The organism is Bacteroidota bacterium (assembly GCA_021300195.1).
In the GTDB taxonomy this organism is placed as follows: Bacteria; Bacteroidota; Bacteroidia; order J057; family JAJTIE01; genus JAJTIE01.
The window spans coordinates 20183-46831 of the sequence record JAJTIE010000049.1; the positions used below are offsets into that span (position 1 = coordinate 20183).

General features: G+C 58.0%; 23 protein-coding genes. 14 read left to right on the forward strand and 9 right to left on the reverse strand.

Annotated elements, in window-relative coordinates:
• Positions 1-20: 20 nt before the first annotated feature.
• From LW884_10385 to LW884_10450, 14 genes are all read left to right on the forward strand, one after another.
• A complete protein-coding gene (locus LW884_10385) occupies positions 21-1973 on the forward strand; it encodes a cbb3-type cytochrome c oxidase subunit I (GenBank protein MCE3008736.1) in 1953 nt (650 codons plus the stop codon).
• An 8-nt stretch (positions 1974-1981) separates the two neighbouring features.
• A complete protein-coding gene (locus LW884_10390) occupies positions 1982-2950 on the forward strand; it encodes a COX15/CtaA family protein (GenBank protein MCE3008737.1) in 969 nt (322 codons plus the stop codon).
• Entirely contained in the window at positions 2947-3843 is an 897-nt protein-coding gene (gene cyoE / locus LW884_10395; GenBank protein MCE3008738.1) for a heme o synthase, read from the forward strand. Before LW884_10390 ends, cyoE begins: the two co-directional genes overlap by 4 nt.
• 2 nt (positions 3844-3845) lie before the next feature.
• Positions 3846-4469: a cytochrome c oxidase subunit 3 gene (locus LW884_10400; protein ID MCE3008739.1), complete on the forward strand. Its 624-nt coding sequence runs from the start codon at positions 3846-3848 to the stop codon at positions 4467-4469.
• Positions 4470-4475: 6 nt separating this feature from the next.
• Positions 4476-5198, forward strand: coding sequence for a cytochrome c oxidase subunit 3 (locus tag LW884_10405; protein MCE3008740.1), 723 nt, complete (start codon positions 4476-4478; stop codon positions 5196-5198).
• 8 nt (positions 5199-5206) lie between these two features.
• Positions 5207-5542 (forward strand): cytochrome C oxidase subunit IV family protein, encoded by a 336-nt coding sequence (locus LW884_10410; GenBank protein ID MCE3008741.1) that lies wholly within the window; start codon positions 5207-5209, stop codon positions 5540-5542.
• Positions 5543-5697: 155 nt separating this feature from the next.
• Positions 5698-6363 (forward strand): SCO family protein, encoded by a 666-nt coding sequence (locus LW884_10415; protein MCE3008742.1) that lies wholly within the window; start codon positions 5698-5700, stop codon positions 6361-6363.
• A gap of 5 nt (positions 6364-6368) precedes the next feature.
• Complete coding sequence (locus LW884_10420) at positions 6369-6899, forward strand: DUF420 domain-containing protein (GenBank protein ID MCE3008743.1); 531 nt, start codon at positions 6369-6371, stop codon at positions 6897-6899.
• 2 nt (positions 6900-6901) lie between these two features.
• Complete coding sequence (locus LW884_10425; GenBank protein ID MCE3008744.1) at positions 6902-7156, forward strand: hypothetical protein; 255 nt, start codon at positions 6902-6904, stop codon at positions 7154-7156.
• Positions 7149-7592: a DUF983 domain-containing protein gene (locus LW884_10430; GenBank protein ID MCE3008745.1), complete on the forward strand. Its 444-nt coding sequence runs from the start codon at positions 7149-7151 to the stop codon at positions 7590-7592. Before LW884_10425 ends, LW884_10430 begins: the two co-directional genes overlap by 8 nt.
• An 80-nt stretch (positions 7593-7672) precedes the next feature.
• Entirely contained in the window at positions 7673-8140 is a 468-nt protein-coding gene (locus tag LW884_10435) for a sterol desaturase family protein (GenBank protein ID MCE3008746.1), read from the forward strand.
• A 35-nt stretch (positions 8141-8175) separates the two neighbouring features.
• Complete coding sequence (gene topA / locus LW884_10440) at positions 8176-10599, forward strand: type I DNA topoisomerase (protein MCE3008747.1); 2424 nt, start codon at positions 8176-8178, stop codon at positions 10597-10599.
• Positions 10600-11024: 425 nt separating this feature from the next.
• Positions 11025-13499, forward strand: coding sequence for a primosomal protein N' (priA, locus tag LW884_10445; GenBank protein MCE3008748.1), 2475 nt, complete (start codon positions 11025-11027; stop codon positions 13497-13499).
• An 843-nt stretch (positions 13500-14342) separates the two neighbouring features.
• Complete coding sequence (locus LW884_10450) at positions 14343-16790, forward strand: hypothetical protein (GenBank protein ID MCE3008749.1); 2448 nt, start codon at positions 14343-14345, stop codon at positions 16788-16790.
• Between the two features lie 94 nt (positions 16791-16884).
• Here LW884_10450 and LW884_10455 read toward each other — a convergent pair whose 3' ends face one another.
• From LW884_10455 to LW884_10495, 9 genes are all read right to left on the reverse strand, one after another.
• Entirely contained in the window at positions 16885-17643 is a 759-nt protein-coding gene (locus LW884_10455; protein ID MCE3008750.1) for a class I SAM-dependent methyltransferase, read from the reverse strand.
• Between the two features lie 26 nt (positions 17644-17669).
• A complete protein-coding gene (locus tag LW884_10460; GenBank protein MCE3008751.1) occupies positions 17670-18554 on the reverse strand; it encodes an NAD(+)/NADH kinase in 885 nt (294 codons plus the stop codon).
• Entirely contained in the window at positions 18551-19861 is a 1311-nt protein-coding gene (locus tag LW884_10465) for a hypothetical protein (protein ID MCE3008752.1), read from the reverse strand. The genes LW884_10460 and LW884_10465 overlap by 4 nt, the downstream gene beginning before the upstream one ends.
• Before the next feature lie 16 nt (positions 19862-19877).
• On the reverse strand, positions 19878-20525 hold the full coding sequence (gene thiE / locus LW884_10470; protein MCE3008753.1) for a thiamine phosphate synthase: 648 nt from the start codon (positions 20523-20525) through the stop codon (positions 19878-19880).
• A 52-nt stretch (positions 20526-20577) separates the two neighbouring features.
• The gene (locus LW884_10475) at positions 20578-21246 is read right to left on the reverse strand and encodes a CBS domain-containing protein (protein MCE3008754.1); all 669 of its coding nucleotides are present in this window, start codon (positions 21244-21246) and stop codon (positions 20578-20580) included.
• The gene (locus tag LW884_10480) at positions 21236-22018 is read right to left on the reverse strand and encodes an alpha/beta fold hydrolase (GenBank protein MCE3008755.1); all 783 of its coding nucleotides are present in this window, start codon (positions 22016-22018) and stop codon (positions 21236-21238) included. Before LW884_10480 ends, LW884_10475 begins: the two co-directional genes overlap by 11 nt.
• A 161-nt stretch (positions 22019-22179) precedes the next feature.
• Positions 22180-22632, reverse strand: coding sequence for a GatB/YqeY domain-containing protein (locus LW884_10485; GenBank protein ID MCE3008756.1), 453 nt, complete (start codon positions 22630-22632; stop codon positions 22180-22182).
• Between the two features lie 16 nt (positions 22633-22648).
• Positions 22649-23149 carry a thioredoxin family protein gene (locus tag LW884_10490; protein ID MCE3008757.1) on the reverse strand — a complete coding sequence of 167 codons (501 nt, stop codon included), beginning with the start codon at positions 23147-23149 and terminating at the stop codon, positions 22649-22651.
• Between the two features lie 51 nt (positions 23150-23200).
• On the reverse strand, positions 23201-25717 hold the full coding sequence (locus tag LW884_10495; protein ID MCE3008758.1) for a PKD domain-containing protein: 2517 nt from the start codon (positions 25715-25717) through the stop codon (positions 23201-23203).
• Positions 25718-26649: the final 932 nt, after the last annotated feature.

Below are 26649 nucleotides of genomic sequence, written 5' to 3' on the forward strand. Positions count from 1 at the left end.
TCTTTAAAACGATAGCGGTCATGGAAACCAACGTACACACCCTGAGCCATACGCACACTGCCCACCACGACCATGGGCATGGCCACGGGCATCACCACAAGGAGTCCTTCATTACCAAATACATCTTCAGCCAGGATCACAAGATGATTGCCCGCCAGTTCCTCATCACGGGCATCATTATGGGCTTTGTGGGCGGACTGATGTCGGTAATCTTCCGGCTGCAACTGGCGTTTCCGGATCAGTCTCTGCCTATCCTGCAGAGCATGGTGGGCAAATGGGCACCCAATGGCGTGCTAGACCCCAACTTCTACATGGCCCTGGTTACCCTGCACGGCACCATCATGGTGTTCTTTGTGCTTACGGCCGGCCTTAGCGGAACCTTCAGCAACCTGCTCATCCCCTATCAGATCGGCGCACGGGATATGGCCTCTCCCCTTATCAACATGCTGTCGTACTGGTTCTTCTTCCTGTCTTCGGTCGTTATGATCTTCTCGATCTTTATCGAGCTGGGCCCCGCTGCCGCCGGCTGGACCATCTATCCGCCCCTATCGGCCCTGCCCGAGGCGATGCCCGGGAGTGGCCTGGGGATGACGCTCTGGCTGGTGAGTATGTCGCTCTTCGTCATTTCCTCGCTCATGGGCTCGCTCAACTACATTGCCACCATACTGAACATGCGTACCAAGGGCATGAGCATGACCCGCCTGCCCCTTACCATCTGGTCATTCTTCCTTACTGCCATTCTGGGTGTGCTCTCGTTCCCGGTGCTGCTTAGCGCTGTGGTGCTGCTCATCTTCGACCGCACCATGGGTACCAGCTTCTACCTGAGCGATATCTACATTGCTGGCGAGGCCCTTGCCCACCAGGGGGGCAGTCCCATCCTCTTTCAGCACCTCTTCTGGTTCCTGGGCCATCCCGAGGTGTACATCATCCTGATGCCGGCACTGGGCATTACCTCAGAGGTAATTGCCACCAATGCCCGCAAGCCTATCTTCGGCTATCGTGCCATGATCGGCTCACTCATGGGTATCAGCTTCCTCTCCTTTGTGGTATGGGGGCACCACATGTTTGTAACAGGGATGAACCCCTTCCTGGGTACGGTCTTCATCATTGCAACCCTGGTTATAGCCGTACCTTCGGCGGTGAAGACCTTTAACTACCTGGCCACCCTCTGGCAGGGAAACATCCGCTATACCCCCGCCATGCTGTTTGCCGTGGGCTTGGTTAGCCTGTTTGTATCCGGCGGCCTCACCGGCCTCTGGCTGGGCAATGCACCCCTGGATGTGCCCCTGCACAACACCTACTTTGTGGTAGCACACTTCCATATTGTAATGGGTTCCTCGGCCATGTTCGGCATGTTCAGCGGTGTTTACCACTGGTTCCCCAAGATGTTTGGCCGTATGATGAACAAGCGCCTAGGCTACATTCACTTCTGGCTCACCTTTGCCAGTGCCTACATGGTGTTTTTCCCCATGCACTTCATTGGCTTGGCCGGCGTACCCCGTCGCTACTATGCCTTTACCGAGTTTGATATTGCCAATGTGTTTGTAGACGTGAACGTGTTTATCACCTACGCGGCCATACTGGGCGTAGGCGCACAGTTTATCTTCCTCTACAATTTTGCCGTAAGCGCCATCTGGGGCCGCAGGGCCACACAGAACCCCTGGCAGGGCACTACCCTGGAGTGGACCACACCGGTGGAGCACATCCATGGCAACTGGCCGGGCGAGATACCAGAGGTTCACCGCTGGCCCTACGACTTCAGCAAGCCCGGTGCGCCGCAAGACTTTATCCTCCAGACCATTAGCGAGCAAGACCTGCGAGATGGCAAAAACTACTGGGATGGAGACGGTGGTGGCGAGTTTGTTGCCCCCCCTGCTGGTGGAGGTAGCAGCCCTGCTGCCCAGCCCACACCCGTGGCACCCGCAGCTGTGCACTACAAGGAGGACGTGAATCCCGCTGAAGGCCAGGCCTAGGTACGCAGATGGAAGACCGCGCCATTGGCCGTTTTTATCAGGCCGCCAGGATTGCGCTTTTTTCCGTCTATCTGGTTATTCTGGCAGGCGCGGTGGTGCGCACCACGGGTAGTGGCATGGGCTGCCCCGACTGGCCCCGCTGTTTTGGCCAGCTGATCCCCCCCACACGGGTAGAGCAGCTGCCCCCCGACTGGAAAGTCCGCTATAACCCCCATGGCCACGAGCTGGAGGACTTTAATGCCGCCAAGACCTGGACGGAGTTTATCAACCGCGACATTGGTGTCCTGTCCGGCCTGGCTACCCTCTGGATGCTCGTTTGTGCCTGGCGGCTACCCTCTGCGCGGCGAGGCCCCCTGCTGCTTAGCCTGCTGGTGCTGGTGCTGCTAGCCTTTCAGGCCTGGCTGGGCAAAAAGGTGGTGGATACCAACCTGCGCGAGAATATGATTACCCTCCACATGGTGATGGCGGCGGTTATTGTGTTTGTCTTATTGTTCATCCTGCGCCCCTACTGGACCGTGCACCAGCCTGCGGCGGGCATGCCCCGCTGGCTGGCTAGCCTGCAGCTTGGGCTGGTGTTTCTTGGGCTGGTTCAGCTGGCACTGGGCACCCAGGTGCGCGAGCAGGTAGATGCGCTGCTCAGCCAGCTGGATGATCGCACGGCTGTTACCGCAGCCCTGGGCCCCATGGTCTATATACACCGCAGTTTTTCGCTGCTTGTACTGGCGGGCACGGTATGGATTTTCCTGCGCCTTGGGCGCATGCGCCATCTCCAGCCGGGCCTGTATGCCTGGGGGCTGGGTGTGCTCCTCCTGCTTGTCGCCATGATTGTCAGTGGCATGGTTTTGTACTACCTGGCCCTGCCTGTTGCCGTTCAGCCGGTGCATCTGCTGCTTAGCATGCTGCTGCTCAGTGCTATGTTTATACTCTACCTGCGGCTGCATGCTGCCGCCCGGCCCTCAATTGCCTCCCGCCTGTGATCGAACAAAACCTCCTGAAGAAACCGGCCTTTAGCCTGGCGCAGAAGCTGAGCGACTACAAGCAGCTGGGCAAGCTGCGTCTTTCGCTGGTGGTGGTGCTCTCTGCCGCCATGGTTTTCCTCATTGCGGCCCCGCTGCCCCTGGCCTGGCCTGCCTTTGTGTGGCTGGTTTGCGGTGGCCTGCTGATTACCCTGGGTGCCAACAGCATCAATGAGATTCTGGAAATCCGCTACGACCTGTACATGGCGCGCACGGCCAGCCGCCCCCTGCCGGGGCAGCGCATGCGGGTGGCCGAGGCCTGGGGCTTTGCGCTGCTCACTACGGCCCTGGGCACCGGTCTTTTGTGGGTGGCCCTGGGCATGCTGCCTGCCCTGCTGGGCCTTGCCAGTGTACTGCTCTATGCCTTTGTGTACACCCCTGCCAAGCGAATGGGGCCGGTAGCCGTTTTTGTGGGTGCCATCCCCGGTGCCCTGCCTGCTCTGATTGGTTGGGTGGCGGCTACGGGGGGCCTGGGCGCAGGTGGCTGGGTGCTGTTTGCCATCCAGGTGGTGTGGCAGCTCCCCCACTTCTGGAGCATTGCCTGGCTAGCCCATGAAGACTACAGCCGGGCTGGCTTTCGCCTGATGCTGTATGGGGCACCCGGACGAAAGGCTGCCATGAATGTGCTCCTCCTCACAGCCCTCCTGGTGCCCATGAGCCTACTCCCCCTGGTGTATGGCATGGCAGGCCTGGGGGCTACCGTGCTCATCTCTGGGTTTAGTGCCCTGTACACCCTGCAGGCACTCAACCTGCTACTGCGCCAGAGCCGGGCTGCGGCGCTGGGCCTCATGTTCGGATCTTTTTTCTACCTTCCCCTGGTACATCTGGTGTTACTGGTCGATAAATTCATCTAACCATGTCCGAGTCTCGCGATATCACCTCCTTCCGGCGCATGCATCCACAGAAGTTTCTGCTCTGGGTGTATATCATCAGTACCACCATGATCTTTGCGGCACTTAGCAGCGCGGTGCTGGTGAGCATGGCCGATGCGGTGCAGAATGGCACCTGGCGTTTCTTCAGCCTGCCCGATAGTTTTACCGTGTCTACCCTGGTTGTTCTGCTTAGCTCGGCCAGTATGCAGTATGCCTACAACAAGGCACGGCAGGATGCGCAGAGGCCCATGCGCCTGGCTCTGCTCATCACCATGGGCCTGGGTGCCATTTTCCTGGCTATTCAGTTTCTGGGCTTCACTACCTTGTTCGAGCTGGGCATCGCCCTGGTGGACAACAATTTTGTAAATCCTGCCGGCGAGCTGGTAAAGAGCAATAGCGGTGGCTTTCTCTACATCATCGTGGGGATGCATGGCCTGCACCTGCTGGGTGCACTCGCTGTACTGCTGGTTATGGGCATCCTGGCCTTTATGAACCGACTGCATCCCGGACGACTACTTGGCCTGGAGCTGGCCACTATTTTCTGGCATGCCCTGGGTTTCCTGTGGTTGTATTTATTTATATTTTTGTCCGTCATCTATTCATCCTAATACACTATGGCCACTCCTGTTATTGCCAGTAGCGCACCCGAGCAGCCCCAGGCTACAAGCAGCCTGTGGGGCGGCGGTAGAAACCCAATGGGTGCCCAGTACGGAAAACTCATGATGTGGTTCTTCCTGCTGTCAGATGCCTTTACTTTCAGCGGCTTGCTCATTGCCTACGGCGTGCTGCGCATGAGCCACGACTGGTGGCCCGATCCCGAGCAGGTATTTCAGTCTGTACCCTTTGTGGCAGACCACGGCATGCCCCTCATTTTTGTGGGTATTATGACCTTTATACTCATTATGAGCTCCGTAACCATGGTGATGGCGGTAGATGCCGGCCACAAGCGCAACCAGAAGATGGTAGTTTTTTGGCTCGTTCTCACCATCATCGGCGGCAGCATGTTCCTAGCCTGCCAGGCCCTAGAGTGGGAGCACTTGATCCACCAGGGTGCCAGCATGAGCGGTAACCCCTTTGGCCCCAAATATGATGCTGTGGCGGGCGTGAGTGACTTCAACTCGCCCCAAAACTTTGCCCAGCTCTTCTTCACCATCACCGGCTTCCACGGTGCCCACGTTACCAGTGGGGTCATTATCCTCATCATCCTGCTCATCAACGTAGTGCGTGGTATCTATCAAAAAACCGGCAATTACGAGATGGTGGAAAAAATTGGCCTCTATTGGCACTTTGTCGATCTTGTTTGGGTCTTCGTCTTTACCTTCTTCTACCTGATTTAACCCTACCTATGGCGCATCATCCCACCACGCATCAGGCGCACGAAGATCACGGCTCTGTGTTCAGCCGGATCATTGCGCCCTTTCTCTGGCTGTTTTTCATCACAGCCCTGGAGTTTATCATTGCCCTCTACATCAAGACGGAGGAGACCAAGGTAATCTGGAGTACCGTATTTGTACTCATGACACTCGTCAAGGCCTTCTTTATCGTAGCCTATTTCATGCACCTCAAGTTTGAGAAGATTGGCCTCAAGTGGTCTATCGTGGCACCCATGCTCTTTGTGCTTTATCTCATCCTGCTCCTGGTGCTCGAGGGCCGATACATGTACCAAAGCCTGTGGAACTAGGCATCCCGGGCGTTCTGCCTAGCCCGAACTGCGCCGGCCACTTCTGGGGTCCGCCCCTATCGGGCCCGCGCCCATCTGGCTGGCGTACCAAGCTGTCTGGAGCATGAAGAGTCCGGTCCGGTAACTTGAGCAGAGCCGCAAAGAGAAAACACCCAATGTCGAGCACACAGCCCAATCCACACCGAGGAAAGCTAAGAGCCATCCTGGTTGCCAGCATCATCCTCCTGCCTGTGCTTATCTGGATTGTATTTATCTCCTGGGGCGAGACCCGCTGCAAGCCCCTGCCAGTGTATAAATACACAAATGCTACCGGAGATTCGGTTCCTCGCCTAATCGACTACCCCCAGGGCCTGATTTCGCAGGCCGGTGTCTCTTTCGGTGTCGAGAGCCTGGCAGGCAAGCACCACGTAGCTGGTTTTATTTTCACCACCTGCCCTACTACTTGCCCGCTAGTAACCCGTGCCATGAAGGAGGTGAAGGAAGGCCAAGAGGGAACCCAGGATGTCGCGTTTGTAAGCTACACCGTAGACCCCGCCACAGACAGTGCCGCTACACTAGCAGCCTATGCCCAGGCCCAGCAGGCCGACTGGACCTTTGTAACCGGCGACAGCAGCGCCCTGAAGCAGCTGATACGCCACAGCTACCTGCAGCCCTACCAGGACGCACCCGGGCAGCGTGAAAAAATAACGCATAGCAGCATGCTGGTACTGGTAGACAAGGACCAGCGCATACGTGGTTTCTACAACACCCTGCGGCCCGAGGAAATGAAGAAGCTACAGCAAGAGCTGAATGTGCTACGCTGTGAGTATAAAAGCCAGTAACCGCTATGAAACTGAAGGAAAGCATTGCCATCCCCCTGATTATCGTTCTGAGTGTGCTGATACCGGCTGTAGTGGCCCTGCTGCTGTTTGGCCTCGAGAACCTCAGTATTGTAGATGGGCTGCAAAAGGGCACCCTGCCCGAGCTGAACGCCATCATCAATAGCACCGTTACGGCCGTGCTCCTACTGGGTTTTGCCTTTATTCTGCGCCGGCAGATAACCGCGCACCGTGCCTGCATGCTTACGGCACTTGCGCTTAGCGTGCTCTTCCTGCTGAGCTATGTAGTGCAGCACGCCCAGTTTGAAAGCACACCCTATCCCAAATCGCTTCCTACCTATAGCCTGTATTTATTTATTCTGTTCAGCCACATTGTATTGGCTGTGGCCGTAGTGCCACTTGCCCTGCTGAGCATCTACCGGGGTGCTACGCAGCAGTACGCCAGCCACCGCCGCATAGCCCGCTGGACGCTGCCCATCTGGCTCTACGTGTCCATCACGGGTGTAGTGGTATACCTCATGATTTCTCCGTATTATTGAGCATGCGGCACCGGATACTGACTTATAGCCTGCTATTTGCCTTGGCTTCGGTGTGTGCTGGCCCCGGCCCTGTGCTGGCCCAGTGCCCTATGTGCAAGAGCAATGTGGAGAGCGCCCAGCGAGAAGAGCAGAAAGCCGTGGGCAAGGGCCTGAATGTGGGTATTCTCTTCCTGATGACCACCCCCTACCTGCTGGTGGGTACCCTGGCTTTTGTCTGGATGCGCCGCCGCAGAAGCAAGCCGGTTGCACATGACTAAGCCCCCCTCCTTCTTTGCCGCGCTGCTGGGCACCCGCTGCCCCAAGTGCCGCAGGGGTTTCATGTTTCTGCATCGGCCCTATGCATTCCGGCACTTTCTGCGCATGCCCACCTACTGCCCCCATTGTGCATTTCGCTTCGAGGTAGAGCCTGGCTTCTGGTGGGGGGCCATGTACATCACCTATGCCCAGAATACCGCGCTCTTTTTGCTCGGTCTTACGGCCTACTTTATCTGGCATCCCCCTATTTGGCTCATCATAACCCTGCTTTTTCTGGCCTCTCTGGTGTTCTTACCGGTCATGGTGCGCACCAGCCGGGTGCTCATGCTGTACCTTTTTGCCCAGGTGCGTTTCGATCCACAGCGTTACCTGCAGTCGGCAGCCGAGAACTACGCCCAGTATCCACCCCCCCAGGAGGAGGGGCCCGCTACCCACTAGCCTGCACCACCGCAGGCCGGGCACCAGGCATCGGGGCAGCCGGTTCGAATCGCTAAACCCCCTTTTTTCCTACCCGCATCATGGAGAGAATACTCTTAGGCACCCTGCTGCTTATTGCCACAGCAGTAGGTATGGAGGCGCTGGCCTGGCTGATACACCGCTACCTGCTGCACGGTCCGCTCTGGTTTGTGCACCGTACGCACCACCGCCCGCAGCGTGGCTTTTGGGAGTGGAACGACCTGGTGGCTCTCTTCTATGCCGCCTTATCAGCCGGCCTGGTGGTTCTGGGCCTCCCCACTTTGGGTCTCCCCTTCTGGGTTGGGCTAGGCATTGCGCTATACGGGCTGCTGTATTTCTGGTTGCACGACCTCATCATTCATCAGCGCATCCGGGTTCGCTATCGCACCCGCTGGCGTTATCTGCAGCGGCTTATCCGGGCACACAAAATCCACCACAAGCAGCTGAATGCGCGGCCTGCAGAGGCCTATGGCTTCCTGTATGCACCGCGCCGGTACCAGCCCAGCGGCCCAGGTGCAGCCAAACATTAGGCAGATCCTCAGATTGTTTGCATTTTTACGGCACGATGGCAAAACATTTGTTGATAGTAGAATCCCCTGCCAAGGCCAAAACCATAGAAAAGTACCTGGGCGACGACTACCAGGTGGAGGCCTCCATGGGGCATATACGCGACCTGCCCAAAGGGAATGGAGCCATAGATACCGAGCACGACTTTGAACCCAAATATGAGGTAAGCAGCGACAAGCGAGAGGTAGTAAACAAGCTGAAGCGCCTGGCCAAGACCGCCCAAAAGGTGTGGCTGGCTACGGACGAGGACCGCGAGGGAGAGGCCATCAGCTGGCACCTGCTGCAGGAACTGGGCTTGGACCTGCACAATACACCCCGGATTGTTTTTCACGAGATTACCAAGCCTGCCATCCAGCAGGCCATCTCGAACCCCCGCAGCCTGGATATGAACCTGGTGCATGCCCAGCAGGCCCGCCGCGTGCTGGATAGGCTCGTGGGTTTTGAGCTATCGCCCATCCTGTGGCAAAAGCTGAAGCCAGGCCTAAGCGCGGGCCGTGTGCAGAGTGTGGCCGTGCGCCTGATTGTGGAGCGCGAGCGGGAAATCATGGACTTTCAGTCGCGCGGATTCTTTCGGGTGGTAGGCACCTTTGAGGTAGCGGGCAAAAAGCTGCAGGCCGAGCTGAAGGAGCGATTCGACACCGAGGCCGAGGCGCGGGCCTTCCTGGAGGCCTGCCGCACAGCCAGCTTTGTGGTGGCCGATGTGCAAAAGAAACCCGCCAAGCGGACTCCCGCTGCCCCCTTCACCACCAGCACCCTGCAGCAGGAGGCCGCACGCAAGCTGGGCTACAGTGTGGCCCAGACCATGAGCCTTGCTCAGGCGCTGTACGAAAATGGCCATATTACCTATATGCGTACCGACTCGCTAAACCTGAGCGAGACGGCCCTGGCAGCCAGCCAGCAGGCTATTGTGCAGGAGTATGGCGAACGCTACCACAAGCGCCGCACCTACAAGACCAAAACTGCAGGTGCCCAGGAAGCCCACGAGGCCATCCGCCCTACCGACCTGGCCCGCAGGGCCCTGCCAGACATGGGGCGTAATGAGAACCGCCTCTACGAACTGATCTGGAAACGCGCCGTAGCTAGCCAGATGGCAGATGCCGAGCTGGAAAAAACAACCATCACCGTAGATATACAGGGGGCTGGTAGCCAGCCACAGCTACAGGCCACAGGCGAGGTCATCACCTTCGACGGCTTCATGAAGCTGTACCTGGAGCACAAGGACGAGGAGGAGGAAAGCGAGACACAAGGCCTGCTGCCCCCCCTTCAGGTTGGCCAGGTGCTGCAGCTGGAACAGCTGACGGCTACCGAACGATTCACCCGCGCCAGTGCCCGCTACAATGAGGCCAGCCTGGTGAAAAAGCTGGAGGAACTGGGCATAGGCCGTCCCTCTACCTACGCGCCCACCATCTCCACCATACAGAAGCGGGAGTATGTGGTAAAGGAAAACCGCGAAGGAACTGTACGCAGCTACCAGGAGCTTACCCTGGCTCAGGGCCAGGTAAAGCAGCAGCAGAAAACAGAAAATACCGGTGCCGAGAAGATGAAACTCTTCCCTACCGACCTGGGCATGCTGGTAACCGACTTCCTGGTGGAGTATTTTCCCGATGTGTTTGATTACAGCTTCACAGCTAAGGTGGAGCAGGACTTTGACCACATTGCCACCGGTGGCGTGCAGTGGAACGAGATGATCCGCAGGTTTTACGGGCCGTTTCACGAACGGGTGAATGTAACCAAAGCCAGTGCCAACCGTGCCACTGGCGAGCGCGAGCTGGGTGTAGACCCACAGACTGGTAAGCCCCTGCTGGTGCGCATGGGCAAGTATGGGCCCCTGGTACAGATAGGTGAGGGGGATGACCCCGAGAAGCGATTTGCCAGCCTGCAGAAAAACCAGCGCCTGGAGACCATTACCTTTGCCGAAGCGCTAGACCTCTTCCGCCTGCCCCGCACCGTAGGCACCTATGAGGGGAAGGACGTGGTGGCCGCCATTGGCCGCTTTGGCCCCTACATTCGCCACAACAGCAAGTTTGTGAGCATCCCCAAAGACCTCTCCCCGCTGGAGATAACACCCGAGCAGGCCATTGCACTGATAGATGCCAAGCGCCAGGCCGATTCTGAGCGCCTGGTAAAGGATTTCTCGGAGCAGAATGGGGTACAGGTACTAAAAGGACGCTACGGCATCTACCTGGCATACAGTGGCAAGAACTACAAGATACCCAAGGATGAGCAGATAGAGGCCATCACCCCCGAGCGCGCCATGGAGATCATACAAAGCCAGCCCGAACCCCGTGGCCGTGGCCGGGCCGCTGCCAAGGCCGACAAAAAGGCACCTGAAGCCACCAAGTCCTCAAAGAAACCCGCCAAGGCACCTGCAAAGGCTGCGCGCAAAAAGACGGCCCAAAGCCCAAGGAGCAAAAAGAAATAATCTTTTTTCTCCCTTATTTTCAACCGGTTACAGGGTTTTCTGGCTTTTTTTAGGGTCAGGCAGGTTACCTATAGCCACTTTCTGCCATTAAGTATTTAGATGGACGGAATACACTGAGTAAGATTCTGGTTCGCACTCAGCCCTTATAAACTTTTGCCTGGTTTTTTGATTTTTCAGCCGCCCCCTCAAAAGGGCGGCTGATTTTTATAGAATCACTTCCGGGCATAAGGCCGCTCTACAATAAGCTCACTGTCTTCGCGTTCTTACCAAACAGGAAGTAACAGATATAGAAAGCACTTCGCTTCCCATCGGCTAGCCTTAGCCGAATCATGATTTTTTGCCTGGTTTTTTGATTTCATCGGCTGCGCCTTTAGGGGGGTAGCCGATTTTTTTGCCCTTTTTTTTCCTCCTATATTCGGACGGACATGGAACAGGGTATAGATCGGGTATGGGTGGCAGATGTGCTGCTGCCACTAGCGGTAGCTGGCCACTTTACCTACCTGCTCCCCAGTTCCTGCCAGGGGCAGCAGCTCAGCGGGCACCGGGTGCTGGTGCCCTTTGGCCGCAGGCAGCAGTATGCTGGCATAGTGGTAGGCTGCCGCTACCTGTACAGCCAGGCCGAGGCCAAGGGGCTGAAGCCTGTGCTGGAGGTGCTAGACCCGCAGCCCGTGATGCAAGACTGGCAGCTACCCTTCATCCAGTGGCTGGCGCAGTACTACCTGTGCACCGAGGGCGAAGTGCTACGGGCGGCCCTACCCACTGGGCTGAAGGTGGATAGCCAGCAGGTGCTGAGCCCTACCGAAACGGCCGACCTGGAGGACCCCCAGCTGAGCGATAAAGCCTACCTCCTACTACAGGCACTCCTGCTGGCGCAGCAGCTGAGCCTCGAGGAGGCTGCCGAGGCCCTGGGCCTCAAGCGTGCGCAGCGCTACATAGCCGAGCTGCAGGCCGCAGGCTATGTGCACCAGCAGGCCGAGGCCCTGCACCGCTATACCGAGAAGACCCTGCCCGTACTGAAGCTCACACCAGCCTACCAAGCCGAGGAAAAGCTGAACGAGGCCTTCGAAAGCCTAGGCCGCGCGCCCAAACAGGAGAAAATACTACTGGTGGTGGCGGAGGCACACCTGAGGGGCCAGCTACCCGCCAGGCACTGGGTGCTGGCGCAGGCCGGAGCCAGCGCGGCCAGCCTGGCCCCCCTGGTGGCAAAGGGCATCGTAACCGTAGAGGCCCTGCCCGTAAGCCGCCTGCGCGAGGTGGCACACACGGCCTACCGCACCCCATCGGCCCCCACCCAGGCCCAGGCCCGCGCCCTACACCAGATACAGCACAGCTGGGCACAGGCGCCCACCAAACCCATCCTGCTGCATGGCGCCACCGGCAGCGGCAAAACCTACCTGTACACCCGCCTGGCAGAGGACGTGGTGGCCCAGGGACGGCAGGTGCTGCTGATGCTGCCCGAAATTGCCCTTACCAAGCAGGTGGTGGAGCGCCTCCGCGCTTCCTTTGGCGAGCTGCTGGGGGTGTACCACAGCCGATATAGCCCAGCCGAGCGGGTAGAGATCTGGAACAAGGTGTGGCAGGGAGAATACCGCGTGGTGGTGGGCGTGCGTTCCTCCCTCTGGCTGCCTTTTCCCAACCTGGGGATGATCCTGATAGACGAGGCGCATGATACCAGCCTGAAGCAGCAGGACAGCCTGCCCTACTTCCACGCTGGCGATGCGGCCCTGTACCTGGCTCAGCAGCTACAGATCCCCATTCTGCTGGGCAGTGCCACCCCCAGCCTGGAGCACTACCGGCAGGCCCTGGCGGGCCGCTACCAGCTGGTGGAGCTGCCCGAGCCTGTGCGCACGGCCCCACCCCCCCAGCTGCGCTGCATAGACATGCGCCACGAGGTGGGCCACCACCTGAGCGAGGGCCGCCTGAGCAGCCATGCCCTGCACGCCCTGCAGCAGTGCCTGCAGCGCCAGGAGCAGAGCGTCGTATTTGTACACCGGCGCGGCTATGCCCCCTACCTGGTGTGCACCAGCTGCGGCACCGTGCCCCAGTGCCCCCGCTGCGACATCAGCCTCAGCTACCACAAGCGCACCCAAGACCTGCGCTGCCACTACTGCGGCTTTACCGAAAGCCAGACCCGCGTGTGCGGCACCTGCGGACAGCCCGAACTGCGCGTGCAGGACTATGGAACCGAGCGGGTGGCCGAGCAGCTGGCCCAGCTACTGCCCGGCGCACGCATAGCCCGCATGGACGCAGATACCACCCGTGGGAAAAATGCCCTGCAAGAGCTGCTAGACCGCTACGAACAGCACGAGCTGGACATCCTGGTGGGCACCCAGATGCTGACCAAGGGGCTGGACTTTCCGCGCCTGACCCTGGCCGTGGTGCTGAATGCCGATGCCCTGCTGAGCTACCCCGACTTCCGCGCCGAGGAGCGCGCCTACCAGCTCCTCCGCCAGTTTGCCGGCCGCAGTGGGCGCCACCACCTGCCCGGCCAGGTGCTGATACAGACCTACCAGCCCGATCATCCCATCTTCGGCCTGCTCACCCAGCCCTACACCGCCTTCTACACCCGCGAGCTGGAAGCCCGCCGCACCTTTGCCTACCCCCCATACACCCGCCTGCTGGTGGTAGAGCTGCAGCACAGCCAGCCCCCCTACCTGCAGCAGGAGGCCCAGCGCCTGCACCAGCTGCTACGGCCCACCCTGGGCCCCCACCTATCCGGCCCCGCCACGCCCGCCGTAGAGCGCCTGCGCAGCCGCTACCGCCGCCAGTTTATGCTACGCCTGCCGCGCACCGGCCAGGCCGCTGCCCTAAAGGATGCCCTGCGCCAGGCCATACAGGCCTACTACGCCGCCGCCCCCGACAAAACCCTGCGCATCCTGCTGGACGTAGACCCACAGTGAGCCGCCGGGAACACCAATAGCAGTGGATGCATGCATGAAACAGATATGCGCTACGAGCACAGGGAACATAGCCTGCGGCCTTAGGTATGGGTAATAAGCGAGTTCAGGCTACTTTATGGATAAAAGTGTATATTCGAGCCCAGACGCTAACCTTTGCCTCCAATTCCCCTGTGTATGCGATCTTTTTCTACTCTCTTTACGTCCGCTGCTTTGTTGCTCACCCTCTTGCTCGGCACGTCTGTCCAGGCACAGTTTCATAACATCCGGACGGAAGAACCGACCACGTACACCCCGGGTGTACCCTTTGAGGTTAATGTCTACGCCGATTTCAGAGATGAGGTATTCGAGGATAGCGAGAGTATCCCGGGGGGACAATGTGGTTTCTACGATTACAGACCCATACTGGGGCTTAAAAACCTGCCAACCGGGTGGGAGGTAAACTCCGTTGTGTTTCGCACAAATACAGGCCAGGTGTTTTCGATGGCCCAGGAAGGAGATAACATAAGGACCATCCTGGTAGTCCCGATTTCCATTCTTGGAGGCCAACCCATTTGCCAAAATTCACTTTCGGATTATGTTTTATACTACGAGAACGATAAGTTGTTCTGCAAGAATGTAAAGACGGTTCAATTAACCGCAACGATCACACCCGGCAGCACACGCGCCTTCCCTGCATTTGGTATTAGCCTTGATGCATTTGGCGGCTTCGACATTACCCCTGTTTCCGCTGATTGTCCCTATAACCATGACATTTCTCTCGAAAGAAGAAACCTGCTAGTAGCCGGCCAGGTAGGTGCTGCGCAAACACTTTGCCAGGGCGCTGATCCAGCTCCTTTTGCCAGCGTGCAGCCGGCGGCCGGCGGCACACTTCCTTACGCCTACCAGTGGGAGGTAGCCCCGAGTGCAACGGGCACGTATGTGGAGATTGCTGCTGCTACGGGCGAAACCTATGACCTACCTGTACAGAATACAGCCGGTACCGCCCATTACCGAAGGAGGGTAACGGATGCAGCCAGTAGAACGGCCTATAGCAACACGCTTTCGGTAACCACAAAGCCTGCACCTGAGGTACCGTCCATCGAGCCCTACCCGGATAACCTGGTACCCAATAACTCCTCACCCTGTAGCGAGACTGTATATTTTATTGGTTTCTTTGGGCAGTGGAGCCTTATCAGCCAGCCTGCCGGTGCCTCGGCTACTATTTCAAGCGGGTCTATTCCCGGTCCCGTGCCGCTACCCAGCGGCGTATTACAGGGTGCTAGCCTGCCTGGCACCTACCTTATTGAATTCACGACAACACCAACAGACTGCGGCAGCAGGAGTGCCCAGTACAGTTTTGTGCGTGAAGAATTGGGGGTAGACGCAGGCCCCGATGCAAGCACTTGCACAGATAGCTACACGCTGTCTCCCAGTCCGGTGGGGGGTGTATGGTCGGTGGTGAATCAACCCATCGGGGCTGCTGCTTCCTTTGAGCAGAACACGGTTCAGGGGCTTACCGAGCCAGGCATCTACACCCTCCGCTACGTCTCATCCGGGGGTGCCTGTGCCGCCTTCAGCAGCGAAGTGCAGATTTCTCGCCATGCGCCGATCGCTATTTCGGCCGGTGCGGACGTGGTGAGCTGCGAAGACAGCTATGACCTGAGCCCACCCGTGGGCGGTGGTAGCTGGAGTGTGGTGAGCCAGCCTGCGGGTGCCTCGGCCTACTTTCTTGGTGGTACCGTGCTCGGCGTAGGTGTGCCAGGCGATTACGTATTTAGCTACACGGCGAGCAATGCCTGCGGGGCGTTTTCGGATGAGCTCACTTTCACGCGATTGGCGCCCAGTGCCGTATCCGCAGGCGTGGATGCCGCTACCTGCGAGGCTACCTATGAGCTGGCACCCAGCCCTGCCGGGGGCACTTGGACTATCCTTAGCCAGCCGGCCGGGGCTAGTGCGCTGCTAAGCCAGCATAGCCTAACGAATCTGCTGGTACCCGGCAGCTACGTGCTGCAGTACAGCATGGCTACAAACTGTGGTATGGCCACCGATGCTGTAGTGGTTACGCGCCTGGCACCCGAAACGGTTTCGGCCGGTGCGGATGCCACTACCTGCGAGGCCAGCTATACCCTTAGCCCGTCCGCTGGCGGTGGCAGCTGGAGTGTGGTAAGCCAGCCTGCGGGTGCCTCGGCCCAGTTTGCCAGCACTACCGTGAGTGGACTGACTGTGCCGGGCGATTATGTATTTCGCTACACGGTTTCGGGTGGCCTATGCGCCTCCGGAGCGGATGAATTTACGCTTACCCGCCTGGAGCCTCCCATGGTTTCGGCCGGACCGGATGCGGCCACTTGCGACACCGAATACACCCTCAGCCCCAGTCCCGCCGGCGGTACCTGGACAGTGCTTAGCCAGCCTGCCGGTGTTCCGCCTATCTCCATCTCGGGCAACCAGGTACTTGGCCTACTGGCAGGGGAGTATGTGCTACGCTACACACTACCTGCCCAGCTTTGTGCACAGGTAAGTGATGACCTTACGCTCTTCTCTGTGGCAGACACACGGGCTAGTGCAGGCAATGATGTTTCCACCTGTGCAACAAGCCTGACATTAGCAGGCACACCTGCTGGAGGTAGCTGGACACTGATAAACCAACCGGCAGACTCTCCACCGGTCTCTATCGTGGGCAATGTAGCTTCGGGGATGGAGGCAGCCGGTGCCTACACCTTTGCTTACACCAGCAGCAGCGAGTTTTGCGGGATCACCACCGACCAGATGACCCTTAGCCGCACATCAGAGAGCCCAAGCATAGTAGAACAGCCCCGGCAGCTCATTTTGGAAGCAGGGTATGCGGGCCAGTTTGTGGTAAATGCACAAGGCCAGGGCCTGACCTACCAATGGAGAAAGGATGGGGTAGATATCCCTGGTGCTACAGCTGCCAGCTACCTGGTAAGCAATGCAAGCCTGCAAGCCTCCGGGGCCTATTATTCCGTGTTAATCACCCCGGAATGCGGTGCGCCTGTTTTAAGTGAGGCGGCAGAGCTCAGGGTTATTGAACCCGTGGTGCCCAGTTTTCCCGGGGGCGTTGAAATCATCCATGCCTATCCAAACCCAGTACATGGTAGCCTGTCGGTTTCTATGAAAAAGGTGGGTACCTATGAGCTGTACCTGGCCCGTATGGATGGACAGACCGTGTACCAGGCCAGCTTTACGGGCGATTCTCATACAATTCCCGATACCACGGTCTTTGGGCAGGGTATGTTTTTTCTATACACCACCAGTCCTGAAGGCAGTGGTGTACAGCTTGTCATACTACAGTAAGGGGGAGTTTTTCTGTTAAACTCAAGATTAAGATCCCCCTGCTCCCGGCAAAACCCTGCGCTTCCTGCTGGACGTAGACCTCTAGCGCGTGAGGCTACCCCACCCACAGGCGGAAGTGCTGACGGGCCTGGTCTCGCTTTACCAATACCCCCAGGCGGAAGAGATCGATGCTGAGGGGGAAGGCGGGGTGGTGCTGCAGGGCCCGCCAGGCGCGGGTCATTTCGCGGCTCCAGTACAGGTCGTCCAGCACGAGCACGGCCTCGGTGTCCAGCAGGGGTAGCAGCGCCTCCACGTAGTCCAGGGTGGGCTGGTAGCGGTGGTCGCCATCCAGATACACCAGCTGCAGTGGGGGCATGGGGTGCTGCTGTAGCTGGGCAAAGCGCTGCAGAAAGCTGCCCTGCTGCACCTGGGCCGTGTAGCCCAGCAGCTGCAGGTGCTGGCGGGCCAGGCCTGCCAGTTGGGCCTCGCCCTCCCAGCTGTATAGGGTGGCGCTGGGGGCGGCACTGGCCAGGTAGGCTGTGCCCAGGCCCAGGTTGGTGCCCAGCTCCAGCATGGCCTGTGGCTGCACATGGCGCACCAGCTGGTGCAGCAGCCGCCCCTTGCGCGGGCCGGTGGCCGAGCGGCGGGCTAGCTGCCCGATGGTTACGGTGCGGCTAGCTGCCTGTGCGCCGTAGCCCTGTAGCCAGAGGGTGTCGTTGCGCTGCCGCAGCTGCCGGTGCAGCTGGCGAATAGGCCGTAGGTCTGCCGCAGGCTTACGGAGCAAAAAGCCCGTAAGCAACCGGTACACATAGGGGCTGTGGATGCGGTGCCGGTTGTGTAGCCGTAGTAGCTGCCAGATGAGTGCGCCAGACACGATGAGCGGGTTAGGGGGGAGTAGAGCTAGTTTCGCGTATCCAGGCCCCAGTTCAGGCGGTTTCGCAGGGTGGTGTAGTAGCTGGCGGGATTGATTTGCACCAGCCGGATGGGCCTGCTTGCCCGCCGGATGGCCAGCTCCACCTGGTTGTCTATCAGGTAGGTGCGGTGGTCCATGGCCACCAGGCTCTGCCCACTCCGGCTCTCTACCAGGATAGAGATTACGTCGTTGCTGGGCAGCAGGATGGGCCGCACCGTAAGGCTGTGGGGTGCAATGGGGGTAATTACATTGCCCTGCACAGTGGGGCTAATGATGGGGCCCCCGCAGGCCAGGTTGTAGGCCGTGCTGCCCGTGGGGGTGGAGATTACCAGCCCGTCTGCCCAGTAGGTGTTCAAAAACTCGCCGTTTACATACACCTGCACGGTTATCATCTCGTTGCTCGTGCTCTTGTGGATGGTTACTTCATTCAGTGCCAGGTCTACGTCGCCAAATAGCTGGGGCCGGTTGCTCACCACCTGCAGGGCGTGCCGCTCCTCCAGGTGGTAGCGGTTGTGCATCAGCTCGCGGGTTACCAGGATCAGGTCCTCCTGCGGAATGGCGGTAAGGAAGCCCAGGCGGCCCATGTTTACCCCCACAATGGGCAGGTCGTGCGGGTAGGCCAGGGTGGCTGCATCCAGCAGGGTGCCGTCGCCGCCCAGGCTGTACAGGTAGTCGCAGTCTTGCAGGTCTTGTATGCTGTCAAAACGCGGCTCCAGCTCTGCTACCAGGTCCGTAAAGTGCTCGCTCAGCTCTTGGGCATAGGGGGCATACAGCCGGTAGGGTATCCGGTGGCCATACAGAAACTCCAGTAAGCCACGCACACAGTCCAGCCGGGTGTTTCGTGTAAGGGTGCCATACAGCGCGAGGTTCATCTCAGGGCATGTACGAAGTTGAACTGAAACCTTGCCTGGCCCTGTACGTTTAGTCCGTACTCCAGCCGCAGCAGGTTGTCGTAAATATAAGGCACATACAGGCCTATTCCCACGGTGCCCAGCAATTTGTTCAGGTAGGTGCCGTCATCGCCATTCTGGCTACGGTCTTCCATATAGCCGGTGTCTGCATACACATAGGGGTATAGCCCTAGTGCCGCGTGGCGGAATGGCCGGGGTAGCCAGCTCACCTCCCTTATGCGCCAGGGTATAAGGGCATACTTCAGCTCGGTTTTGGCATCTAGCAGGGTGGTGCCACTTACAAAAAAGCTCTCATAGCCCCTTGCACCCACATCCGGGTCTACGAAGGCTTTTTCGTAAAAAGGTAGGTTCTGATAGAAGATGTGTTGTGCATCCAGGCCATAGGCCAGGTTCCAGCGGCTGAGGCCCAGGGGGATGAAGCGCCGGAAGTGCCCCTGTAGTTTCCAGAACTGGCTGGTACCCACGCCCAGCCCATACTGCGCTAGGCTGATGCCCCATTTGTAGCCCGCCAGCGGGAAGGCGCGTACCCGCCTGCTGTCGTGCACATAGCCCAGGGCCAGGTAGGGATAGGCCTCCAGGGTACGTTGGCCCGGCAGGTAGCTGGGGTTCAGCACCGTCAGAGAGTCTTGCACCGCTACGGTACGGTAGCCCGGGCTTAGCTGCAGCCAGTCGGTTTGGCTCAGGCGCTTACTTAGGGCAATGCTACCCTCGTACAGGGTACGAACGGGTCTATTGGGCTGGCGCAAGCGGAGTACCTCGCCCGACCGGGCACCATAGTTTACCTCGTCGTTCTGAAAATAATTGAAGTAGAAGTAAGCATCTATCTTGGGTTTTACGAATAGGAAGGGCCGGTTGTAGGAGAGGGTGAAGCCCCGTTTGTATCCATCCCGGAATACCAGCTGCAGCTTGTCTTGCCGGCCCGTCAGGTTGTTTCGGTAGAAGCCCAGGGCATAGGTAACCCGGTAGAACACCGGGTTACGCACCCAGTCGCTTAGCGTAACGTCTTCCACCCGGAAGCGCAAGTAGGGCCATAGGTACCAGCGTTCTTCCACCGCTATGTGCCAGTGTCCGGGCCGGGCCCCCTGCTGGATGGTTACTTGGTTGAAGAGGTCGGTGTTGTAGAGCAGCAGTGCATTCCACGCGCGGCTCAGGCTGTCTGCCCGGATGGTGTCACCTATCTGGGCTTCCAGCAGGCGGAGTATGGTTTGGGTGCGTGTTACGCGGTTGCCTGTTATGCCAATGCTGTCCAGCACGTAGTATCCCGCCACCGGTGGCTGCTGGGCACTAGCGGTAGGGGGCCAGCAGGTGCAGCAGCTCAGCAGCAACAGCGGCAGGGTCTGCAGCCAGGCAGAAGGCCGCCAGCACCGCCACGCCATAGGTGCCGGTGTCCAGTACGGGCCGGAGGGTGTGCGGGGTGATGCTGCCAATAGCTACAACAGGTATGGAGGACAAGTTACAGATTTCGCGTAGGCCGCTAAGCCCCAGTGGGGGTAGGCCGGTGTTTTTGCTGGTGGTGCCAAACACAGGCCCTACGCCTATGTAGTCTACCGTGCCGGCGGGCATTTGCGCTATGGCCTCCAGCTCGGCCAGGCTATGCACGGTGGCCCCCAGTAGCCTGCCTGGCCCCAGCGTCTTGCGGGCCTGCTGCGGTGGGCTGTCCTCCAGGCCTACGTGCGCCCCCGCGCCAGGCAGGGCAGCTGCCCAGTCGGGTCGGTCATTTACAATCAGCTGGGTACTGCTCCCCTGTAGCAGGGCATGCAGCTGCTGCAGGGTGTGCACCTGTTGTGTGGTGCTTTGCTGTTTCTCTCGGTACTGCACGGCATCGGCCCCGGCCGATCGGGCAAACTGTGCCAGCTCCAGGGCCGTATAGCGCTGCTGGAGGTGTGTGTCGGTCAGTAGCTGTAGGCGTGGTACGGCCATGCGCGGGTTCATGGAGCGGTGCCCCGGGAACCATTCCGAGGTGGCAGCCTACCCCCCAAAGGGGCTATATGTTCAGAAATCGCATGAGGGCATCATAGCGTTCCCGGGTGTCCTGTGCCTCCTGCGCACTGCTGAATACGTAGGCCACCTCGTAGCTATAGCGCTGGAAGCTGAGCACGACCGGCCCGCTGGCCTCCCCGCTTATCTTCAGGTTTACATATACTGCGCGGGGGTCTTCGCCGGGGCTCATATACAGGCTCAGTATGCGTGCGTGGTTGCTCTCTACTATGCTGGCTATCTCGGTGAGGCTGTAGTCCTGCTTTTTCAGGTTTAGTACAATGATATAACCAGGCTCCTCTGCTGCGGTTATCTGGTTGAGCGCGCGGATAACCTCCGCCTGGCTTACCGCTCCCAGGTAGTGCTGGTCAGCATCCAGCACCGGCACCAGGCTGAGCATGTGCTGGTTCATCAGCTCGATGATATCGAAGAAGTGCTGCTTTCCGTTTACACTCAGCTGTAGTATGGGTAGCTCGTCCAGATGGGCAGCCAGTAGGTCTTCCGGTGCGTTCAGCTGCTCCAGGTGCATGCGGGCTATCAAGCCCCTGCAGTGCTTACCCTCCACAACCGGCAGGTGCAGCACATTGAAGCGCTGCATCTGCCCCAGCAGCTGGGCTATAGACTGATCCGGCTGTGCAGCGGGCAGGTGGGGCGATATGAGGGTTTCAGCTAGCATGCGCTAAGGTGGGCGTGGTATTACGCTCCAAAAAGTCGGATAAAATCTGGTTAAAAGCTTCGGGCTGCTCCATCATGGCTGCATGCCCGCAGTGGTCTATAAAGTGTAGTTCGCTATTGGGAATCAGTTTGTTGAACTCGTGGGCTACATAGGTGGGGGTTATGTTGTCGTTCAGGCCCCAGATAAGGCAGGTGGGCTGCCGGAGGTGCTGGATGTCTGTCCGCAGATTCTGCCGCTGGGCAGCACGGGCTATTTTTACAATACGAATGGCACGGCTGGCATCATTTACAATTTCGAATACTTCGTCCACCAGCTCTCGGGTGGCGGTCTCGGGGCTGTAGAAGGTGAAGGCCACCCGCTCTTTGATAAACTCGTAATTGCCCCGGCTGATGTAGCCCTGACCCATGCCACTCTCGAATAGGCCGCTGCTGCCAGTCAGCGTTAGCGTACGCACCTTCTCCGGCTCCTTTAGGGCAAACACCTGTGCAATGTGCCCTCCCAGGCTGTTGCCCACCACATGCAGGTCTTGCAGGTTCTGAAAATGAACAAAGTCTGACACAAAAGCTGCCAGCCCCTCTACCGAGGGATTGTGCACGCTGCTCTTGTAGATCGGCATAAGCGGTATAATGACCCGATAGCGATCGGTAAAGCCCTTCAATACGTCGTTCCAGTTGCTAAGGGCACCAAACAGCCCATGCAGCAGCAGGAGCGTAGGGCCTTTGCCGTGCTGGATGTACTCGTATCCGCCTTCCTTGATGAGATTAAACTGCATGGCTCAAAAATAGACAAAAAGCAGGGCGCGGCAGGTCGAAGTGGACATAAGGGCCATTACTCCCGGTATTCTATCCTCGGCTGCTGATAACCCTAATACGCGCAGGGGCCGGTATACGTTCGGCTTCGTTGCTGAACGGTACAAACCCGTGCCTGAATGGTCTAAAGCAGCTGCTTTACTGCGGCAGAAATTGCCTTTCCGTCTGCCCTTCCCTTCAGGCTGCTACTTGCTGCCTTCATCACCAGGCCAAAGTCCTGTGGGCCACTGGCGCCCACCTCAGCAATGATTTGCCTCAGTGCCTCATTTAGGTCTTCTCCCTCCAGCTGGCTGGGCAAATAGCGCTGTAGGATGCCTATCTCGGCTTCTTCAGCCTCGGCCAGGTCGGGCCTGCCGTGGGTCTGATACTGCTCCATGCTATCCTTTCTCTGCTTTAGCTGCCGGGTTAGCAGCTCTATCTCTTCCGCCTCGGTGAGTGCGGTGCCTGCCTGGCGCCCCTCAGCAGTTTCGGCCAGCAGGATGGCACTCTTGATTGCGCGGAGGGTACGCAGGGCTACCTGGTCCTTGGCCTTCATGGCCGTCTTCAGGTCTTCGTTCAGCGTGTCTTTCAGGCTCATATGGGGGCAAAGATAGCTATTGAATCAGCCTGGCCAGGGTTTGGGCCTCCACTTCTTCAAACTCGCCTTCTTTGGGTACAAAACTGGCAATGCGGTCTCCAGCTGGGTTGTACACATAGATGCTGGGAACCTGGCTTTCGCCAAAGTAGCTGTCGAACCGCCAGTCGTTATCTTTTCCAAAATAAAAATTGGGCTGCCCGGCGAAGTACTTCTGCTGAAAAGCCCGTATGTCTGCCACCTCATGAAAGGCATTTACCCACACTAGTGTGGCCTGCCTGAAAAGCGGGAGTTCGGCCTGTATGAGCTGGGCCTGCCGGTTGCAGTGGTCGCAGTCTGGGCTGAAAAACAGCACAAAAACGGTGCGCCCCTTAGGCAGGTCTTGCTGTCGGAGCAACCCTCCGTTCACATGCTCAAACTCAAAGGGAGGCAGATGTTCCTGGGCTTTGACCAGGCCGGTTAGGCCGAATGCGCCGAGCAGGATAAGCAGGCTGATGCGTATGTGGGTGCGTGTATTCATAGCAGTACAGAAACAAAGCCCATGCCAATAGAGTTTCTGTGCGCATGGCTTCTAGTTTGCTACCAATATTCTTTGTTTGTAGTCTGCTTTGCCCTGCTGCACACGCAGGGTATACAGCCCGTCCTGTATGCCCGAGAGGGGGATGCGGATCCGCTGGAAGCCTGCGCCCAGGGGTCGGCTACTTGTGCGGTAGCTTGTTCTGCCCATTTGGTCTATTAGTTCAATCTCCAGCAGGCGGGTGCTACTACTAGCCAGCTCCACCCAAAGCTCGCGCGTGGCGGGGATGGGATACACACGGTGTACGCTCAGGTCTGATCCGAAGAACTCGCATTTTCGGTTGTTTTCGGTCACCAGGTCTGTAGCACCATTTATTCGGGCTACCTCGGCGCATATAAACTCGTAGGGGTTTGTAGGGCTAAAAAACCAGAGCTGGCTCAGGCTGGTATCCAGGCTGGCACCGGGTACCAAGCGCACACTGAAATCCTGGAAGGCAGGCAGGTTATCCGCCGGAAAGCTGCCAAGCCGGAAATTTTCGATAACCTGATTGCCGGTGTTCGTGAGCTGCAGGCGCGTGCGCACTACGGTACCTTCTACCGTAGCCTGCATGCCCACTATGCTCAGGTCTGCAATCGGGTCGGGGGCTGGTATGACGACCAGGCTCTGCCGGGTGGTGTCGGCGCATCCGTTCGGGTTGAGGGCTATTAGCTGGATCGTGTAGGTTCCGGGGTCCTGAAAGGCGTAGCTAAATGTAGCCGCAGTGCGCTGTTCGCCCAGGGGCTGTATCTCCCAGCTCAGGCCGGCTCCCTGCGTGCTCTGGCTGGTAAAGGTCAGGGTAGAGTCTGTATAGTACTGCCCGTTTAGATTTGCCCCTGTTACGCTAAAAAGCGCCTGCGGGACTGCCTGCACCGACACTACCTGGCTGCTGCTCAGGCTGCACCCGTTTTCATCCACCGCTGTTACAGAGATGGTGCGGACACCCGTAGTAGCGAAAATAAAGCTGGGTGCAGCTAGGGTGGAGAAGAGGGTGCCCGAGCCTGTCTCCACGGTCCAGTTGTAAGTCTGGAAGGTTTGGGTGGTGCTTAGCTGAACGGGCTGGCTCTGGCATGCCAGGGCCGGGGCCTGAATGCTCAGTGTTTTGGGTGTGGAGATGGTAATTGCCCGGCTGGTGGCAGCCTGGCAGCCCGTGCTGCTGGTAATGGTGAGCGAAACCGTATAGGTGCCCGCCGTAGCATAGTTGTGTGTGGGATTTCGCAGGTTGCTCGTATTCGCACTCCCTGAGGCGAGATCGCCAAAGTTCCAGGCCCAGCTCACGATGCTCTGGTTTCCCCCCAGGGTGCTGGTATCTGTAAAACTCGTGTTCAGGTTTACGCAGGGCTGTGCCACGGTAAAGTTGGCAGTGGGTATTTGGCCGACGGTTACATTCTTGGTTACCGTGTCTCGGCAGCCATTGTCGTAGGTCAGGATCAGGCTCACCTCATAGGTACCCTCGAAGCCGAAGGTATAGCTGGCAGGGTTGCCAAGTATTTCCGTGCCATCTACTGCCCACTTCAAGCCACTCAACGCGGCTCCGCCCGGGGCCGTGTAGGTGGCTGTCAGGCTGGTGGGCTGGCCCACACAGCTCTGCCCCACGGCAAAGTCCGCACCCGGATACACAAGGGTCTTTGTAATACTGTCCCGGCACCCGTTGTCCGTCGTTACGCGCAGTTTTATGTCATAAGAGCCCGGCAACAGATACTTATACTTGAAGGCACCCTGCACGTTGAGCGGGGGGTTTACAAGTGTTTGCCCGTTGCCCATTACCCACTCTCGTGTTACAATCGTCCCCTCGCTCAGCGTAGATGTCCCGGTGAAGGAAATGCTATCCCCGGGGCAGGGGTTTGTGTGGGTGAAGGAGGCAACAGGCTTTGGACGAACAGCAAGTGTTTGCGTATAGTTGTCGCTACAGCCCCTGTTGGTCGCTACATCCAGTGTTACCGTATAGTTTCCCGCACCGGGGTATGTGTAAGTAGGGTTTTGTATGCTACTGGTAGCCCCGTTGCCAAAGTTCCAGGCATAGCTGAGGGGCGCATCCAGCGGATCTGTGGTTATCGTACTGGTAAAGGCATTGGTTTCTCCCAGGCAGCTAGGGGTGGTGGAGAAGGAGGCGGTGGGTGCCTGCAGGGCCGTTACGGATATAACTGTATCCCTGCATCGGAATCCGTCGTTGCAAGCCTGATACTGGATAAGCCGAGGCCCGGTTCCGGTGAGACTAACCTGCGACGGGGCCGCCTGATTGGCCTGGCTGCTGCTGCCACAGTTAGCCGAGAAGGAGATGCGCACCAAATGATTGTTTACGCTGCCTTCGGATGCGGTGTAAAGTCGTAGGCCATTATTGATATTGATAGCACTGCTAATAGCAAAGCGCTGGGGTGTTACAACAGAAGTTGAGATGGTTTGGACGGCATCATCAGAGGTATTAGCAAGGTCTACTCCTAGTGATACCTTGTACAGATCGTTAGCTCCTCGTGTTGCGATCAGGTAATATTTGTTCCCTTCCTCTACCAAGGTGTTAAATTGAGGTGCGGTCAAGGTTGCGCTGCTAATATTTTGGGTAGAACTAGGTGCATCTGACACAGCCGTACCTAGACGAATAATGGTGTAACCGCTTCGCACATCACTCGTGCCGATTAAATAAAAAATATCTCCCTGCTTTGTTAAATGATAACTGTTTCGGGCTGCAGTAGTTGAGATTGTTATTGTTTGAACCAGTGTGAGGGCAGATGTGAGATTGTTGGCAAATGAGAAAATATGAACTTGGGTCCCATTTGTTCCTACAACCATGTAATATCGATTGTCTATATAACTGATTTCTACAGCCCACGCGGTTGTGGTCAGGTTTCCTCCCAAATTTCCAATACTTACTATTGTTGGTATGTTTTCAAAGGAGGAACCAAAGTCTAGTCGACCAATACCAACTAAGTTTAGAGAGGCAACGAATAAGTGCCGATTACCTGTTGTCTGATCAATGAGGGCATCACAGCCCACAAGATTACTCCCGAGTACTGTATTTGCATTATATGAAGTTCCGCCGCTGGGTGTATTACCATCACCCCCCATATTGTAACGGAAGATATTATTCGACCCTGAAAGAGATGTTACAAATACGTATGTGTTCCCAGTGCTGGGTTCGATAATTGCATCCGAACCAGCTCCGCGTGTGTTAATATTGCTTTGCGCGTTATTGTCCGTAAAGTTGGCCTCCATGTCCTGTAGGCAGAAGTCCCACTGATGTGAGCCAGCTACGGTGTTGTTGGTCACCTCAAGGCTGGAGCCACAGACGTACTCATTTACGTCCAGGTTTAGCACAGGTGCTTGCGCGCGCGTGTACAAGGGGGCAAGGCAATACAGGACACCAAGGAGTACTGTTAGTCGAGCAAGGGCAGATGCAAAGGGCGGGCAATACCTGGGATTGAGACGGGAGTTCAGCGTCGCATTCATTTCGGTCCGGAGTAGGGGGTGCT